The 16,884-nt window shown below is 70.2% G+C and carries 14 protein-coding genes; 5 read left to right on the forward strand and 9 right to left on the reverse strand.

The genetic code is table 11. The features are described from left to right. Positions 1–108: 108 nt before the first annotated feature. The 3 genes from CCS38_RS29330 to CCS38_RS29340 form a co-directional block, all read right to left on the reverse strand. The gene (locus CCS38_RS29330; RefSeq protein ID WP_223736359.1) at positions 109–1,782 is read right to left on the reverse strand and encodes a polyamine aminopropyltransferase; all 1,674 of its coding nucleotides are present in this window, start codon (positions 1,780–1,782) and stop codon (positions 109–111) included. Between the two features lie 98 nt (positions 1,783–1,880). Continuing rightward, complete coding sequence (locus tag CCS38_RS29335; protein ID WP_223736360.1) at positions 1,881–2,399, reverse strand: DUF2617 family protein; 519 nt, start codon at positions 2,397–2,399, stop codon at positions 1,881–1,883. A 337-nt stretch (positions 2,400–2,736) separates the two neighbouring features. Further along, positions 2,737–3,036: a hypothetical protein gene (locus tag CCS38_RS29340; RefSeq protein ID WP_223736361.1), complete on the reverse strand. Its 300-nt coding sequence runs from the start codon at positions 3,034–3,036 to the stop codon at positions 2,737–2,739. A gap of 108 nt (positions 3,037–3,144) precedes the next feature. On the opposite strand from CCS38_RS29340, the gene CCS38_RS29345 reads away from it, so the two are divergent. Continuing rightward, positions 3,145–4,314, forward strand: coding sequence for a pyridoxal phosphate-dependent aminotransferase (locus CCS38_RS29345; protein ID WP_223736362.1), 1,170 nt, complete (start codon positions 3,145–3,147; stop codon positions 4,312–4,314). Between the two features lie 82 nt (positions 4,315–4,396). Here CCS38_RS29345 and CCS38_RS29350 read toward each other — a convergent pair whose 3' ends face one another. Next, positions 4,397–4,927 (reverse strand): YbjN domain-containing protein, encoded by a 531-nt coding sequence (locus tag CCS38_RS29350; RefSeq protein ID WP_223736363.1) that lies wholly within the window; start codon positions 4,925–4,927, stop codon positions 4,397–4,399. A gap of 117 nt (positions 4,928–5,044) precedes the next feature. Beyond that, on the reverse strand, positions 5,045–7,693 hold the full coding sequence (clpB, locus tag CCS38_RS29355; RefSeq protein WP_223736364.1) for an ATP-dependent chaperone ClpB: 2,649 nt from the start codon (positions 7,691–7,693) through the stop codon (positions 5,045–5,047). A 209-nt stretch (positions 7,694–7,902) separates the two neighbouring features. Between clpB and CCS38_RS29360 the strand changes: the two genes are divergently transcribed. Together CCS38_RS29360 and CCS38_RS29365 are read left to right on the forward strand one after the other, a co-directional pair. After that, positions 7,903–8,307 carry a pyridoxamine 5'-phosphate oxidase family protein gene (locus CCS38_RS29360; protein ID WP_223736365.1) on the forward strand — a complete coding sequence of 135 codons (405 nt, stop codon included), beginning with the start codon at positions 7,903–7,905 and terminating at the stop codon, positions 8,305–8,307. A gap of 302 nt (positions 8,308–8,609) precedes the next feature. Next, complete coding sequence (locus CCS38_RS29365; RefSeq protein ID WP_031050321.1) at positions 8,610–9,014, forward strand: hypothetical protein; 405 nt, start codon at positions 8,610–8,612, stop codon at positions 9,012–9,014. Between the two features lie 20 nt (positions 9,015–9,034). On the opposite strand, the gene CCS38_RS29370 is transcribed toward CCS38_RS29365, so the two are convergent. The 4 genes from CCS38_RS29370 to dnaK are packed head-to-tail and all read right to left on the reverse strand — an operon-like array spanning position 9,035 to position 13,211. Then, positions 9,035–9,493 carry a heat shock protein transcriptional repressor HspR gene (locus CCS38_RS29370; protein WP_030259115.1) on the reverse strand — a complete coding sequence of 153 codons (459 nt, stop codon included), beginning with the start codon at positions 9,491–9,493 and terminating at the stop codon, positions 9,035–9,037. Between the two features lie 2 nt (positions 9,494–9,495). Beyond that, positions 9,496–10,674 (reverse strand): molecular chaperone DnaJ, encoded by a 1,179-nt coding sequence (dnaJ, locus tag CCS38_RS29375; protein ID WP_223736366.1) that lies wholly within the window; start codon positions 10,672–10,674, stop codon positions 9,496–9,498. Between the two features lie 39 nt (positions 10,675–10,713). Next, entirely contained in the window at positions 10,714–11,358 is a 645-nt protein-coding gene (grpE, locus tag CCS38_RS29380; RefSeq protein WP_223736367.1) for a nucleotide exchange factor GrpE, read from the reverse strand. Beyond that, entirely contained in the window at positions 11,355–13,211 is a 1,857-nt protein-coding gene (gene dnaK / locus CCS38_RS29385) for a molecular chaperone DnaK (RefSeq protein ID WP_030259125.1), read from the reverse strand. The genes grpE and dnaK overlap by 4 nt, the downstream gene beginning before the upstream one ends. A 426-nt stretch (positions 13,212–13,637) precedes the next feature. Between dnaK and CCS38_RS29390 the strand changes: the two genes are divergently transcribed. Beyond that, on the forward strand, positions 13,638–15,905 hold the full coding sequence (locus CCS38_RS29390; protein WP_223736368.1) for a (Fe-S)-binding protein: 2,268 nt from the start codon (positions 13,638–13,640) through the stop codon (positions 15,903–15,905). 174 nt (positions 15,906–16,079) lie between these two features. Then, positions 16,080–16,884 (forward strand): FG-GAP repeat domain-containing protein (locus CCS38_RS29395; RefSeq protein WP_223736369.1); only part of this gene is annotated, 805 nt, incomplete at its 3' end.

Raw genomic sequence — 16,884 nt, forward strand, 5'->3', positions numbered from 1 at the left:
GAATCGGAGCCTACCCAGCGGGCCCCGCCCCGTGCCCGCTCCCGCACAACTTTCTCCGCACCCCGTCACCGTCCGGGCCACGCCCTCCGGCCACCGCGTCCCCGCACTTCACCCGCCGTACCGCGGATGCACCAGCGTCGACGGCGGGAGGCCGGACAGGCGCGTACGGGCCAGCGCGACGTGGCCGGAACGGAGCAGGGCGGGGGTCAGGGAGCGCGGCGGTGCGGCGGGTGAGAGACCCAGGTGCGGCGTGGTGCGGCCGGCCAGGAAGAAGCCCCAGCACCGGCGGCTCTGCCGGCTGCTGCCGGGCGTGTCCCGGTCGGCTCCGTCCGAAAGCCGGCCGGGCATCCGGTACGGGACGGTGCGCAGCCCCGCGGCGCGCAGCGTCGCCTCGACCGTCCAGAAGCTGCGCGGCCGGGCGCGCGGCGGTCCCGCGTGCACCGCGAGCCGCCCGTCCCTGGCCAGCGCCCGGGCCGCGAGGCCGTAGAACTCCTGGGAGTACAGCTTGGTGCCGGCGGTGAGGCGGGGATCGGGCAGGTCGGAGAGGACCACGTCGTACGGGCCGTCCCTGCGCACCTCGCGCCGGGCGTCCCGGCGCAGCCAGTCGAAGGCGTCGGCAGTCACCACGCGGACCCGCGGATCGTCGAGCGACCCGCGGTTCAGCCGGGCGAGGCCGGGGTCGGTGCGGGCCAGCCGGACCAGGCCGCTGTCGCGTTCGACGACGGTGACCGAGTCGACGCCGGGGTGACGCAGCAGCTCGCGCGCGGCGAGGCCGTCGCCGCCACCGAGCACCAGCACCCGGCCGTGCGGCCCGCCCGCCATCGCCGGGTGCACCAGCGCTTCGTGGTAGCGGGACTCGTCCCGCGCGCTGACCCGCAGCCGCCCGTCCAGATAGAGCGCGAGCGGCGCCTCGGAGCGCCCGGCGCCCCGGCCCGCGTGCCCGGCGCCGCCCGTGCCGCCGGTCAGCACGACTTCCTGTACGTCCGTGCGAACGGCGACCCGCGCTCCCGTGCCGTACACCGCCTTGCGCGCGGCCTCCTCGAAAGGTTCCGCCAGCACCGTGCACGCCGCGAGGAGGACGAGGACGAGCGCGTTGGCCGCCAGCAGTGACCGGCGCGCCCGTATGGAGAGGTCACGGTGGAAGAGCCCGAGGACGAGCGCGCCGCCCGCGACCGCGTTCGCCCCGCCCGTGACCAGCGCTCCCGTCAGCTGTCCGAGCATCGGCAGCAGCAGGAAGGGGAAGGCGAGGCCGCCGACCAGGGCGCCCACGTAGTCCGCCGCGAAGAGGTCGGCGACCGCGCCGCCCGCGTCCTGGTTGCGGATCCGCTGGATGAGCGTCATCAGCAGCGGTACCTCGGCGCCGATGAGCACGCCGATCACCAGCGAGAAGCCGACGAGCGCGGGCCGGGACTGGCCGAACCACGCGAAGCACGCGTACAGCGCCATCGCCGAGACCCCGCCGGTCAGGGCCAGTGCCGCCTCGACCGCGCCGAAGCCGACCGCGGCCCGGCAGCGCAGCCGCTTGGCCAGCAGCGAGCCGACGCCCATCGCGAAGACCATCACGGAGAGCACCACGGACGCCTGGGTCACGGAGTCGCCGACCAGGTAGGAGGAGAGGGCGACCAGCTCCAGTTCGTACACCAGTCCGCAGGCGGCGCAGAGGAAGACGACGGCGAGGACGAGCAGCCGGCCTAGTCCGGCCGGCACCGGCAGCCGTGGCGGCCTGACGATCTCCGGCGGCTTGCGGGGGCCGGAGGTGAGGGCCGCTGGCGGATCGATCATGTTGCGAACGCTACGTGACGGCCCCGTCGCCGCTCGTCACCCACAAGAGCGCATTGGATTCGCGCGGGGACGACGCCGGCCCGCTTCCGCGCTCCCGCTCACAGCGCCGCCACCGCCCGCACTCCCACCCTCGTACGGGTCGCCACCAGCCGGCCCTCCTGGGGATAGGCGTGCCAAGTGCGCCAGCGCACCTGGCCGCATTCCCGTTGCGCAAGCATCGCGGTGAACGCGTGCGGCGCGCCGGGGAATGTGCCGGCGAGTCCGTATGGATGCTCGGCCACCAGTGCGAGCAATTCCTGTGCCCGGCCCGCGAACGATCCGCGGGAAAGCGTCTCCACATGGGCCGCGAATTCGTACTCCCAGTCGCCGATGCGTTTCGCCACACCGAGCGGGAGCGGGGTGCTGCTGCCGGGCATGCACGCCACGGTCTCCGAGCAGCTGCCGTGCTCCTCCTCCAGGAGCACTTGGTGCGAGGCGCCGAGCAGCCGCAACTGGACTTTGACGTCTTCCAATTGCAGGTCGAGGACGGCGAGAGCGGGCAGCGGCTCGCGGCCGAGTGCCCAGGCCAGGTCGGCCGCGCGGGTGTCGGTGTAGGCGGTCTTGATGGTGGTGAGCATGGGTCGGCTCCGCAAGCACGCAGTGGATGGTGGGCCGGCCCGCCCCGGAGGAGGACCAGGGATACGACTTACCGGCTGCCGGCTCGTGACCACGTGGGGTCCGAGAACTGGTGGATTCTCACAAGAGAGGGAATCATGAAACTCGCGGGGCCCACAGCCTTTTTACCCATCTTCGTGGGGTTTCCATCCCTCAGAGGGCCTCTCAGTTCAGTTGTTCAACAGCCCTGCGCCCGGCGGTCGTTGAGAACCGCCGGGCGCATATGCGTCAGGGCATGGCCCGTTGCATGTTCCGCACTATTCCGATGTGTGTCCCCCGTGGGACGCGCGGGGGATCCGCTCAGGAACCGCCGCCACCGCCACCACCGCAGCCGCCGCCACCGCCGCCGCCGCACGACGACGAACTACCGCAGGACGACGAACTGCCGCAGGACGACGAACTGCCGCAGCTCTGGTGGCCGCCGCCCGAACCGTTGTCACCGGCCCACCAGCTGCCCCCGGAAGAGGTCCCGCTGCTGCCCGCGGACCACCTGCTCTTCTTGCGGCCCTTCGGCGACTCGTTCGCGGCGGCCGTCCGCGCCATCCAGACCGCGGCCGCCACAAAGGCACAGATCACCAGGAAAATCACGAGCCCCGCCATTCGCCTCACCCCCGTATTTCGGTCCTTGCGTGCGGATCACATGCCCGGCCCGGTAGATCTCGAAAGCGGAGTTGAGCAACTCCAGAGGTTCGGCGGAGGATGGCGGCCATGGGACGACCGCTGCTCAACCGCCGCCTGGCCGAATTCGGCACGACGATCTTCGCCGAGATGTCCGCGCTCGCCGTACGGACCGGCTCGATCAACCTCGGCCAGGGATTCCCCGACACCGACGGCCCCGAAGAAGTCCGCGAAGCGGCGGTGCGCGCCCTGCGCGACGGCCGCGGCAACCAGTACCCGCCGGGCCCCGGCATCCCCGAGCTGCGCACCGCCGTCGCCGCGCACCAGCAGCGCTGGTACGGCCTGCCGTACGACCCCGACACCGAGGTCCTGGTCACCGCGGGCGCGACCGAGGCCATCGCCGCCTCCCTCCTCGCCCTGCTGGAGCCGGGTGACGAGGTGATCGCGCTGGAGCCGTACTACGACTCGTACGCGGCGTGCATCGCCATGGCCGGTGCCACCCGCGTCCCGGTCACCCTGCGCGCCTCCGCCGAGGAGGCGGCCTACCGTCTCGACCTGGACGAGCTGCGCGACGCGGTCACCGACCGCACCCGCCTGATCCTCCTCAACACCCCGCACAACCCCACCGGCACCGTGCTCAGCCGCGACGAGCTGGCCGCCATCGCCGAACTGGCCTGCGAGCGCGACCTCCTCGTCGTCACGGACGAGGTCTACGAACACCTGGTGTTCGAGGGCGAGCACGTGCCGATGGCGTCCTTCCCCGGGATGCGCGAGCGCACGGTGTCCATCGGCAGCGCGGGCAAGACGTTCTCCTTCACCGGCTGGAAGGTCGGCTGGGTCACCGGCACGCCCCAGCTGGTCGGCGCGGTCCGCTCCGCCAAGCAGTTCCTCACCTACGTCTCGGCGGGCCCCTTCCAGTACGCGGTCGCCGAGGCGCTCGCGCTGCCGGACGACTACTTCCACGGGCTGCGGGAGGACCTGCGCCGCAAGCGGGACATCCTGTCCGACGGGCTGACGGAGGCCGGCTTCCAGGTCTTCCGGCCGAGCGGGACGTACTTCGTCACCACCGACATCACGGCCCTGGGCGAGAAGGACGGCCTGGCCTTCTGCCTCGGCCTCCCCGAGCGCTGCGGCGTGGTCGCCGTACCGAACTCCGTCTTCTACGACGACAAGGAGGCGGGCCGCACCCTCGTCCGCTTCGCCTTCTGCAAGCAGGACGAGGTGCTGCGGGACGCCGTGTCCCGCCTCCAGCAGCTGTGAGCCCGGTCAACGCACCCCGCACACGGAAGGGCCCCGGAGCACACTCGCTCCGGGGCCCTTCCGCAGAACCGTCGTAACGGGCTCACGCCTCGTCGTCGGGCTTCTTCGTGTCGCCGTCGATGTCGGCCTCCAGGCCGAGCTGCTCGATGAGCCACTTGTCGAACTCGATGGACGCGCGGATCCAGCTGACCGTGCTGGAGACGAAGTGCTCCAGCGAGACACCGGTGCCGATCAGCATCGATGCCTCACCGATCAGACGGACCGTGCCGTCGTCGTGGGTGTGGGTGTAGGCCTTGGGCCACAGGGTGCGGCGGTTCCAGTCGTCGATCGCCTCCAGCAGCTTCGCCTTGAGCTCGATGCCGTGCGGGCGGTCGTAGAACGTCCGGACGGAGAAGATCTGCTGCTCCTCCTCGCCGCGGAACATGAAGTACGTGCGGAACTGCTCCCACGGGGCGGCGAGGTCGCCCTCGTCGTCGACGACGTACTTCAGCTCCATCTGGTCAAGGAGCTGCTTGACCAGGTCCTGATCGGGCACGATCGGCCCCTCAGGCCCGGTCGGCTGCTGTTCGGGCTGGCCCCCGAAATTCGGAATCGAGGACGGGTCGATAGTCACCGTGGAAGTCCCTTCGTATGGTCCTCGCCATCCTCCCCCACTACCGCCCCGTCCTGGCAAGCGGACGGGGCGGGTCGCGTACGGAGCGCCCGTCGTGCGGCGGGGACGCCGCGGCGGTCAGACCGCGGCCGGCTCCCGCTCCGCCGTCACCGAAAGGTGGTCGCCGTCCACGTCCACCCGTACGGTGTCGCCGTCGCGGATGTCGCCCGCCAGGATCGCCCGGGCGAGCTGGTCGCCGATGGCGGTCTGGACGAGGCGGCGCAGCGGCCGGGCGCCGTAGGACAGGTCCGGCTGCGACTGCTCCGGCTTGTCGATCACCGGCTCCTGGCCCAGCCATGCCAGCCAGGTCAGCGCCGCGTCCGAGACGTCCAGGGTCAGCCGCCGGTCGGCGAGCCGCTTCTGCAGGTGCGCGATCTGGATCTGCGCGATCCGCTGGAGCTGGTCCGTGCCGAGCGGGTGGAAGACCACCGTGTCGTCCAGCCGGTTCAGGAACTCCGGGCGGAAGGCGGAGCGGACCGTCTCCAGCACCTTCTCCCTCTTCTGGTCCTCCTTCAGCAGCGGGTCCATCAGGAAGTTGGAGCCGAGGTTGGAGGTCAGGATCAGGATGGTGTTCCGGAAGTCGACCGTCCGGCCCTGGCCGTCGGTGAGCCGGCCGTCGTCCAGCACCTGGAGCAGGATGTCGAAAACCTCGTGGTGGGCCTTCTCCACCTCGTCCAAGAGCACGACGCTGTACGGGCGGCGCCGCACGGCCTCCGTGAGCTGGCCGCCCTCCTCGTACCCGACGTAGCCGGGCGGCGCGCCGACCAGCCGGGCCACGGAGTGCTTCTCGCCGTACTCGCTCATGTCGATGCGGACCATGGCCCGCTCGTCGTCGAAGAGGAAGTCGGCGAGCGCCTTGGCCAGCTCGGTCTTGCCGACGCCGGTCGGGCCGAGGAAGAGGAACGAGCCGGTCGGGCGGTCGGGGTCGGCGATCCCGGCACGCGTACGGCGCACCGCGTCCGACACCGCGCGCACGGCCTCGGTCTGCCCGATCAGCCGCTTGCCCAGCTCGTCCTCCATGCGCAGCAGCTTCTGCGTCTCGCCCTCCAGCAGACGGCCGGCCGGAATGCCGGTCCAGGAGGCGACCACGTCCGCGATGTCGTCCGGACCGACCTCCTCCTTGACCATCGACTCGGTCGACGCCTCCTGCTCGGCCTCGGCGGCCGCGGCCTCGTCCAGCTCCCGCTCCAGGCCGGGGATCTCGCCGTACAGCAGCTTCGACGCGGTGTCGAAGTCGCCGTCGCGCTGGGCGCGCTCGGCCTGGCCGCGCAGCTCGTCGAGCTTCTCCTTCAGCTCACCGAGGCGGTTCAGGCCCTGCTTCTCCTTCTCCCAGCGTGCGGTCAGCCCGCGCAGCTCCTCCTCCTTGTCGGCGAGGTCCTTGCGCAGCTTCTCCAGGCGCTGGACGGAACCGGCGTCGGTCTCGTTCTTGAGCGCCAGCTCCTCCATGCGCAGCCGGTCGACGGACCGCTGGAGCTCGTCGATCTCCACCGGGGAGGAGTCGATCTCCATGCGCAGCCGGGACGCCGACTCGTCGACCAGGTCGATGGCCTTGTCGGGGAGGAAGCGGGAGGTGATGTACCGGTCGGAGAGGGTGGCGGCGGCGACCAGCGCGGAGTCCGCGATCTGGACCTTGTGGTGCGCCTCGTACCGGCCCTTGAGGCCACGCAGGATCGCGACGGTGTCCTCGACGGTCGGCTCGGCGACCAGCACCTGCTGGAAGCGCCGCTCCAGCGCCGGGTCCTTCTCGATCCGCTCGCGGTACTCGTCGAGCGTGGTCGCGCCGACCATCCGCAGCTCGCCGCGGGCCAGCATGGGCTTGAGCATGTTGCCCGCGTCCATGGCGGAGTCCCCGCCGGCGCCCGCGCCGACGACCGTGTGCAGCTCGTCGATGAAGGTGATGATCTGGCCGTCGCTGGACTTGATCTCCGCCAGGACGGTCTTCAGCCGCTCCTCGAACTCACCGCGGTACTTCGCGCCCGCGACCATCGCGCCGAGGTCCAGCGCGACCAGCCGCTTGTCGCGCAGCGACTCGGGCACGTCGCCCTTGACGATGCGCTGGGCCAGCCCTTCCACGACGGCGGTCTTGCCGACGCCGGGCTCACCGATCAGCACGGGGTTGTTCTTCGTACGCCGCGAGAGCACCTGCACGACGCGGCGGATCTCCTGGTCCCGGCCGATCACCGGGTCCAGCTTGCCCTCGCGCGCGGCCGCGGTGAAGTCCGTACCGAACTTCTCCAGCGCCTTGTACGTGCCCTCGGGGTCGGGGGTGGTCACCCGCCGTCCTCCCCTGCTCTTCTCGAAAGCGTCCAGCAGCTTCTTGGCCGAGGCGCCCTGCTGGTCCAGCAGCTGGCCGGTGGCCCCGCCCTTCGCGGCGATGCCGATGAGCAGGTGCTCGGTGGAGATGTAGTCGTCACCCAGCTCCTTGGCGCGCTGCGACGCGTCCGCTATGACGGCGAGCAGCTCGCGGTCGGGCTGCGGCGGGGCGACGGTCGAGCCCTGGATGCTGGGCAGCGCGGCGATCCGCCGCTCGGCCCCGGAGCGCAGCGCCGCGGCGTCCGCGCCGACGGCGGCCAGCAGATCGATGATGTTCGCGTTTTCGTCGGACTGCCCGGCGAGAAGCGCGAGCAGCAGATGGGCAGCGGTCATGTCCGCGTGCCCCGCGGTCACGGCCCGCTCATTGGCGGCGCTCAGCGCCTCCCGGCTCTTGTTGGTCAGCTCGGCGTCCACGTGCTCGCGCTCCTCCTCGTACCTCTGGCCTGCATGTACATGGCCCTCGGGGGCCGATCCTGCCTAGCTCAACGTGCGATAAGTTGAGTCTATTCCACTCAAGCCCAAAACGCCGACCCCTCGCACCCGTCCACCGCCCCTTGGGGTGCCCGCTGGCCGGCCCCCCACTCCTTAGGAGTGGGCCGCCCGGGGCCCCGTAAGGTGCGGGCATGGCTCAAGACCTGCGGAATCCCGATCCCGAGTACCTCGCCTTCTGGCGGGAGCGGCACGTGTGCACCCTGACGACCCTGCGCCCGGACGGGAGCCCGCACGTCGTGCCGGTGGGGGTGACGTACGACCACGAGCAGGGGCTGGCCCGCGTCATCACGAGCAAGGGCGGCACCAAGGTCCGCAACGTCCTGGCGGCGGGCGACGGCGGCGCGCGCGTCGCGGTGTGCCAGATGCAGGGGCGGCGGTGGGCGACGCTGGAGGGGCTGGCGACGGTCCGTACGGACGCGGAGAGCGTGCGGGACGCGGTGGAGCGGTACGCGGTGCGGTACGAGCGGACGCCGCGGCCCAACCCCGAGCGTGTGGTCATCGAGATCCGGGTGACGAGGATGCTCGGGCGGGCATGACGTCGGTGGGTGACCCGGTCGGCCCAGGATGTGGTCCGTTCCGGACCAAATACGTCAGCTGGAGGCCGAATGAGGTCAGTAACGCACACCAGCAGGGCGTACGGAATCGCGTCTCCGCCTCCTGATCCGCGTCCCCACGCCGAATCCTGCCCGCGCTGCGGCGGCCGGCTCGCCGTCAACCAGGACGGATGGAAGATCTGCCACGCCTGCGGCTATGCCTCGCCGCCCGGTACCGCGTCACCGCCCCGCTCCGCCCACAGAGGTATCGTCACCCCCACAATCGTCAGGTCCCGGGGGGCACGATGAATGCGGTGCGAGTGACGGCGATCGCGTGCTTGATGCCGCTGTCCGAGCTGGACGACGATCCGTTCCTGGTCGACGACCGCCGCCAGCACGAGATGTGCTCGCAGTGGGCCGCGGACCGCGACTACCGCCTCACCTGGCGGCTGAGCCTGCACCACCTGCGTGCCGACCACTGCGCCCTGTGGCAGGACGTGGAGGCGGGCCTGGTCGATGTCTTCGTCGTACCGAACCGCCGCGCCCTGGAGAACGCCGTCGACTCCGCCGAGGATTTCACCGCCCGGTGCGCCGCGGCCGGCGTCCGGCTGGAGACCGCCGACCTCGCCGAGCCGGTCTACACCGCGGCGATGAAGTCCCATGTGCACCGCCGGCTGTCGATGCCGACAGCCGGGTACAACGGCTGCTGAGAAAGCAACGGTTACCGCCGTTACTCGGACGTCCGCTTCGGGCGCCACACGACCAGCGCGCTGGTCTGCTGCACGTCCTGATACGGCACCAGGTCCCGGCGGTAGCTGGCATGCACCGCCGCCTCCCGCTGCTGGATCGCGGCGGCGGCGCCCTCCACCGCGCTCTGCAGCTCGGCGACCCGCTGCTGGAGCGCCGCGACCTGGTTCTCCAGTTCGATGATGCGCTTGATGCCCGCGAGATTGATGCCCTCGTTCTGCGACAGCTGCTGCACCTGGCGGAGCAGCTCGATGTCGCGGGCGGAGTAGCGCCGACCGCGCCCGGCCGTACGGTCCGGTGAGACCAGGCCGAGCCGGTCGTACTGGCGCAGCGTCTGCGGGTGCAGCCCGGAGAGCTGAGCCGCGACGGAGATGACGTACACCGGCGACTCGTCGGTCAGTTCATAGGGGTTACGACTGCGCCGCCCGCCCCGGCTGTCCATCATCAAGCTCCCTTCGCGGCCTGGTAGAGCTTCGATCGCGGGTCCTCACCCGCGGTCGCTTCGCGGTACGCCTCCAGCGCCTCACGCGCCTTGTCGCCGAGGTCCTTGGGCACGACCACCTCGATGGTGACCAGGAGGTCGCCCCGGGTGCCGTCCTTGCGCGCCGCGCCCTTGCCGCGGGCCCGCATCGTCCGGCCGTTCGGCGTCCCGGCCGGGACCTTCAGGGTGACCGGCGGTCCGCCCAGGGTCGGGACCTTCACCTCGCCGCCGAGCGCGGCCTCCGGGAAGGTGACCGGCACGGTGACGGTGAGGTTGTCGCCCTTGCGGCCGAACACCGGATGCGCGTCGACGTGCACGACGACGTACAGGTCGCCGTTGGGCCCGCCGCGCTCGCCCGGAGCGCCCTTGCCGCGCAGCCGGATCCGCTGCCCGTCCGAGACACCCGCGGGGATGCGCACCTGCATCGTGCGCGAACTCGTCGCACGTCCGCTGCCCTTGCACACGTCACAGGGGTCCTCGGCGATCAGGCCGCGGCCCTTGCAGTCGGCGCACGGGTCGGTGAGCGAGAAGCCGCCGCCCGCGCCCCGGCTGACCTGGCCTGTACCCACGCAGGTCGGGCAGACCCGCGGGGTGCCGTTCTTGTCGCCGGTGCCCGAACACGCCTTGCAGGGCGACGGGCTGGACATCCGCAGCGGGACCGTGGCCCCGTCCACCGCCTCGGTGAAGCTGAGCGTCACCTCGGACTCGATGTCCTGGCCGCGGCGGGGCTGCGTACGCGTACCCGCGCCGCCGCCCCTGTTGAACAGGCCGCCGAAGACGTCCCCGAGGCCGCCGCCGAAGCCGCCGGCGCCCGCTCCGCCCTGGGCGCCCCCGAAGAGGTCACCCAGGTCGAAGTTGAAGCTGCCGGCGCCGGCGCCGCCGGGACCGGCCCGGAAGCCGCCGTTGCCGAACAGCGCCCGCGCGTCGTCGTACTCCTTGCGGCGCTTGGGGTCGCCCAGGACGTCGTTCGCCTCGGAAATCTCCTTGAAGCGCTCCTCGGCCTTGACGTCGCCCTTGTTCGCGTCCGGGTGGTTCTCCCGGGCGAGCTTGCGGTACGCCTTCTTGATCTCGGCGTCGGTGGCGTCCTTCGGGACGCCGAGGACCTTGTAATAGTCCTTCTCGACGAAGTCCTTGGTGCTCATCCCCGACGTCCCTCCTCCCGTACTGTCCTGCTTCTCACGTCAGCCCTCGTCCGGGCCACCGCTCTCCTCGTCCGACTTCTCCTCGGACTTGGCGCCCTGGGCCCCCGGCTGGGGCTCGGCAACGGCGACCCGCGCGGGGCGAATCGTTCGCTCGCCGATCCGATACCCCGGCTGCAGGATCGCAACGCACGTCGTTTCCGTGACGTCCGGTGCGTACGAGTGCATGAGCGCCTCGTGGATCATCGGGTCGAAGGGCTCGCCCTCCTTGCCGAACTGCTGCAGGCCGAGCTTGGCCACAACCGTCTCCACCGACTCGCCGACCGACTTGAAGCCGCCGACCAGCTCGCCGTGCTCGCGGGCCCGGCCGATGTCGTCGAGGACCGGCAGCAGCTCGGACAGGAGGTTCGCCGCGGCGATCTCCTTGACCGTCACCCGGTCCCGCTCCACCCGCCGGCGGTAGTTCTGGTATTCGGCCTGGAGCCGCTGGAGGTCCGCGGTGCGCTCGTTGAGCGCGGTACGCACCTGGTCCAGCTGGGCCGTCAGACCGACGTCCTGATTCGCGTCCCCGGCCGGGGCCGGGCCCGCCTTGTCGGCGGACCCGGCGCCCTGCGCCGCATCGTCAGGGGCTGCGGCGTCAGAGGGGACGTCAGGCTTCTCGTCAAAGCCCGGGGTCTCCTCCGTCACGCGGCACCGTCCTTCTTGGGCTTCTCGTCGTCGACGATCTCGGCGTCGACGACATCGTCCTCGGCCTTGGCCTGCTCGCCACCGGCGGCACCCTCGGCACCGCCCGCGGCCTGCGCGCCCTGGGCGTCGGCGTACATGGCCTGACCCAGCTTCTGCGAGACGGCGGCGACCTTCTCGGTGGCCGTACGGATCTCGGCCGTGTCCTCGCCCTTGAGCTTCTCCTTCAGCTCGCCGACGGCGGTCTCGACCTCGGTCTTCACCTCGGCGGGGACCTTCTCCTCGTTGTCCTTGAGGAACTTCTCCGTCTGGTAGACGAGCTGCTCGCCCTGGTTGCGCGTCTCGGCGGCCTCGCGGCGCTTGTGGTCCTCGTCCGCGTAGCGCTCGGCCTCCTCGCGCATGCGGTCGACCTCGTCCTTCGGCAGCGAAGAGCCGCCGGTGACGGTCATCTTCTGCTCCTTGCCCGTGCCCAGGTCCTTCGCGGTCACGTGCATGATGCCGTTGGCGTCGATGTCGAAGGAGACCTCGATCTGCGGGACGCCACGCGGGGCCGGCGGCAGACCGGTCAGCTCGAACATGCCGAGCTTCTTGTTGTACGCCGCGATCTCGCGCTCGCCCTGGTAGACCTGGATCTGCACGGAGGGCTGGTTGTCCTCGGCGGTGGTGAAGATCTCCGAACGCTTGGTCGGGATCGTCGTGTTCCGCTCGATGAGCTTGGTCATGATGCCGCCCTTGGTCTCAATACCGAGGGACAGCGGGGTGACGTCCAGCAGAAGGACGTCCTTGACCTCACCCTTGAGGACACCGGCCTGCAGCGACGCGCCGATGGCGACGACCTCGTCCGGGTTGACGCCCTTGTTGGCGTCCTTGCCGCCGGTCAGCTCCTTGACGAGCTCGGCGACGGCCGGCATACGGGTCGAACCGCCGACCAGGACCACGTGGTCGATCTCGGACAGCTGGATGCCGGCGTCCTTGATGACGTTGTGGAACGGGGTCTTGCAGCGGTCGAGCAGGTCGCTGGTGAGCTGCTGGAACTGCGAGCGCGTGAGCTTCTCGTCCAGGTGCAGCGGGCCCTCGGCCGAGGCGGTGATGTAGGGAAGGTTGATCGTCGTCTCGGTGGAGGACGACAGCTCGATCTTCGCCTTCTCAGCGGCCTCGCGCAGGCGCTGGAGCGCCATCTTGTCCTTGGACAGGTCGACGCCGTGGCCGTTCTGGAACTGCTTGACCAGGTAGTCGACGACGCGCTGGTCCCAGTCGTCACCACCGAGCTGGTTGTCGCCGTTGGTCGCCTTCACCTCGACGACGCCGTCGCCGATCTCCAGCAGCGAAACGTCGAAGGTACCGCCACCGAGGTCGAAGACCAGGATGGTCTGGTCGTCCTTCTCCAGGCCGTACGCCAGCGCCGCGGAGGTGGGCTCGTTGACGATGCGCAGGACGTTCAGGCCCGCGATCTCGCCGGCCTCCTTGGTGGCCTGCCGCTCGGAGTCGTTGAAGTACGCCGGAACGGTGATGACCGCGTCCGCGACCTTCTCGCCGAGGTACGACTCCGCGTCCCGCTTCAGCTTCTGCAGGATGAACGCGGAGATCTGCTGCGGGTTGAAGCTCTTGTCGTCGATGTCCACCTTCCAGTCGGTGCCCATGTGGCGCTTGACCGACCGGATGGTCCTGTCGACGTTCGTGACCGCCTGGCGCTTCGCGACCTCGCCGACGAGCACTTCACCGTTCTTGGCGAAAGCGACGACGGACGGCGTGGTCCTGGCGCCCTCGGCGTTGGTGATGACGGTGGGCTCACCGCCTTCGAGAACACTGACGACGGAGTTCGTCGTGCCCAGGTCGATGCCGACCGCACGTGCCATTTCGATTCCTCCAGCTGACATTGAGTGGAACTGGCTCAAGGGTGCACCAGAGATCCCGCCCTGTCAAAGGACCTGAGCCATGGCCACTCAACTCTCCTGCCGAAGATCTGCGCAGCGCATCATTTCCGCAGGTCACAGCGGTGCGGGAAGCCGGAGGAGGAAGCGTCCGGCGCACAGCGGACGCGTCATCGACACCCCCACCCTCCCCCTCACGGGCGACCGCCGCATCCCCGGCGTGTCGCGCGCACGCGGGAGGGAGGAGCCGTACGGCACCCTTAGGTCACCCTCAGCGACGCAGATCACCGCTGCGCCAGGTACAGCGGCGCGGGAATAGTGGGTAATCTCGGAGGGATTAACTAAGTTACTGCTTAGTAGTTACCGAGACACCACCGAAGAACCCGCTCACGCAGGCCCGAGGAGCCACCCATGCAACTCGCCGCGATCATCGTGTCGCTGGTCCTAATCGCGGTCGGCGTCGCACTGTTCGGCCGCGCCATTGTGCAGATCTACCGCTACATGCGGCTCGGACAGTCCGTACCCGCCGGTTCACGGACCAATGACCCCACGCAGCGCACCGTCACGGTGGTCAAGGAATTCCTCGGCCACACCCGGATGAACCGCTGGGGCGTCGTCGGCGTCGCGCACTGGTTCGTCGCGGTGGGCTTCTTCTCGCTGCTGCTGACGATCGTCAACGCCATCGGCCAGCTGTTCAAGGCCGACTGGCTGCTGCCGGTCATCGGCGAGTGGGCGCCGTACAACATGTTCGTCGAGTTCATCGGCACGATGACGGTGCTCGGCATCCTGGCCCTCATCGTGATCCGGCAGCTGAGCAAGCCGGGCAAGGCGGGCCGCAAGTCCCGCTTCGCGGGCTCCAACTTCGGCCAGGCGTACTTCGTCGAGGCCGTCATCCTCATCGTCGGCGTCTGCATCTTCATGCTGCACGCGCTGGAGGGCGCCCAGCACCATGTGGACAGCTACGAGGCGTCGTTCTTCATCTCGTACCCGGTGGTCTCGTGGCTGGAGGGCCTGGACGTCTCGACGCTCCAGAACCTCACCTACTTCTTCGCCGGCCTGAAGATCGCGACGTCCTTCATCTGGATGATCACCGTCGCGCTCAAGACCGACATGGGCGTCGCCTGGCACCGCTTCCTGGCCTTCCCCAACATCTGGTTCAAGCGCGAGTCCGACGGCGACGTCGCGCTGGGCGCCCTGCTGCCGATGACCAGCGAGGGCAAGGAGATCGACTTCGAGGACCCGGGCGAGGACGACCAGTTCGGCGTCTCGCAGGTCGAGCACTTCTCCTGGAAGGGCCTGCTGGACTTCTCCACCTGCACCGAGTGCGGCCGCTGCCAGTCGCAGTGCCCCGCGTGGAACACCGGTAAGCCGCTCTCCCCCAAGCTCATGATCATGGCGCTGCGCGACCACGCGCACGCCAAGGCGCCGTACCTGCTCGCGGGCGGCGGCAAGGACGCAGAGGGCAACGAGAAGGCTTCGGCCGAGCAGCTGAAGGACGTGCCCGCGGCCGCGCTGGCCGAGGCCGAGCGTCCGCTGGTCGGCACCCTCGAAGAGAACGGCGTCATCGACCCGGACGTGCTGTGGTCCTGCACCACCTGCGGTGCCTGTGTCGAGCAGTGTCCGGTGGACATCGAGCACATCGACCACATCGTCGACATGCGCCGCTACCAGGTCATGATCGAGTCCAGCTTCCCCTCGGAGGCGGGCACGATGCTGAAGAACCTGGAGAAGAAGGGCAACCCCTGGGGCCTGGCCAAGAAGCAGCGCCTCGCCTGGACCAAGGAGGTCGACTTCGAGGTCCCGGTCGTCGGCAAGGACGTCGAGGACCTCACCGAGGTCGACTACCTGTACTGGGTCGGCTGCGCCGGTGCCCTGGAGGACCGGGCGAAGAAGACCACCAAGGCGTTCGCCGAGCTGCTGCACATCGCGGGCGTGAACTTCGCCATCATGGGCGGCGACGAGAAGTGCACCGGTGACTCCCCGCGCCGCCTGGGCAACGAGTTCCTCTTCCAGCAGCTGGGCGCGGAGAACGTCGCCACGCTGAACGCGGCCTTCGGCGAGGACGACGAGGACGAGTCGACCAAGAAGCCGAAGTCCAAGAAGAAGATCGTCGCGACCTGCCCGCACTGCTTCAACACGATCGCGAACGAGTACCCGCAGCTGGGCGGCGAGTACGAGGTCATCCACCACACCCAGCTGCTGCAGCACCTCATCGACGAGGGCCGCCTCACCCCCGTCACCCCGGTCGAGGGTCTGATCACCTACCACGACCCCTGCTACCTGGGCCGCCACAACAAGGTCTACACGCCGCCGCGCGAGATCATCGCCAAGGTGCCGGGCCTGCGGAACGAGGAGATGCACCGCCACAAGGAGCGCGGCTTCTGCTGCGGCGCCGGCGGCGCCCGGATGTGGATGGAAGAGCGCATCGGCAAGCGCATCAACAACGAGCGCGTCGACGAGGCCCTCTCCCTGAACCCGGACATCGTCTCGACCGCCTGCCCCTTCTGCCTCGTCATGCTGACCGACTCCGTCAACGGCAAGAAGAACGACGGCAAGGTCAGCGAGAACGTCCAGGTCGTCGACGTGGCCCAGCTCCTGCTGGACTCCGTCAAGACCCCGGCCGACCCGGCCGGCGAGGCCGAGCCCGCCGACGAGCCGGAGCCCGAGCCGGTGAAGTAACCCGCTGTACGTCCCTTCGACGGCCGGTCCCGCAGCACGCGGGACCGGCCGTCGTCGTTCGCGCCCCCCTGTCCTGCGCCCGCCCATGTCCGGAACCGGATGAACGTGCGGACCCATGACGTATGTCCGTGCGAATATGAGCCGCCGGATACGGATGGGGCGCTGGGGGGCGAAGTGCGGTACCGGAGATCAGGAGCGGCACGCGCGGCGGGGGCCGGGCTGTGCTGCGCACTGCTGGCGGCCGGCTGCGGCCTGCTCCCGGCGGGCGGCGGCACGCGCTCCGCCGCCCACCACGCCGCGTCCGGCCCTCCGGTACGGCCCGTCCCGCACGGCAAGGGCAGCAAGCAGGCCGACGACTTCAACGGCGACGGCCACCCCGACCTCGTCCTCGACACGCTGCTCAACCCCGACGACAGCCACGACGACGACGCCGGCATCGGCATCGTCTACGGCTCGGACGAGGGCCTCGACCCGGCCGTGCGCCGGCTCCTCACCCCGGCCCGGCACGCGGCACCCACGGACGGCGTCGTACCGGCCGTTTTCGACGCCGAGGCCGCCTGCGATCTGGACGGCGACGGCTTCACCGACCTCGTCGTCAGCACCGACCCGCCGTACGACGGCCAGGGCCGCCCGCCCGTCCCCGTACAGCTCCTCTTCGGCTCCCCGGAAGGGCTCACCGCGCGCGCCGTGAAGCTGCGCATCCCCGACCGCGCCAGGTTCGGCAACGAGTGGCCCGACCAGCCGGTCTGCGGTGACTTCGACGGGGACGGCGCCCAGGACCTGGTGGTCACCGCGTCCGGGCCTCGGGCGAGCTTCCTGCGCGGCCCGTTCACCCGCTCGGGCGCGCCGAAGGTCCTCGACACGCTGCTCAACCCCGACGACAGCCACGACGACGACGCCGGCATCGGCATCGTCTACGGCTCGGACGAGGGCCTCGACCCGGCCGTGCGCCGGCTCCTCACCCCGGCCCGGCACGCGG

It is taken from the genome of Streptomyces purpurogeneiscleroticus, assembly GCF_020024005.1.
Classification (GTDB): Bacteria; Actinomycetota; Actinomycetes; order Streptomycetales; family Streptomycetaceae; genus Streptomyces; species Streptomyces purpurogeneiscleroticus.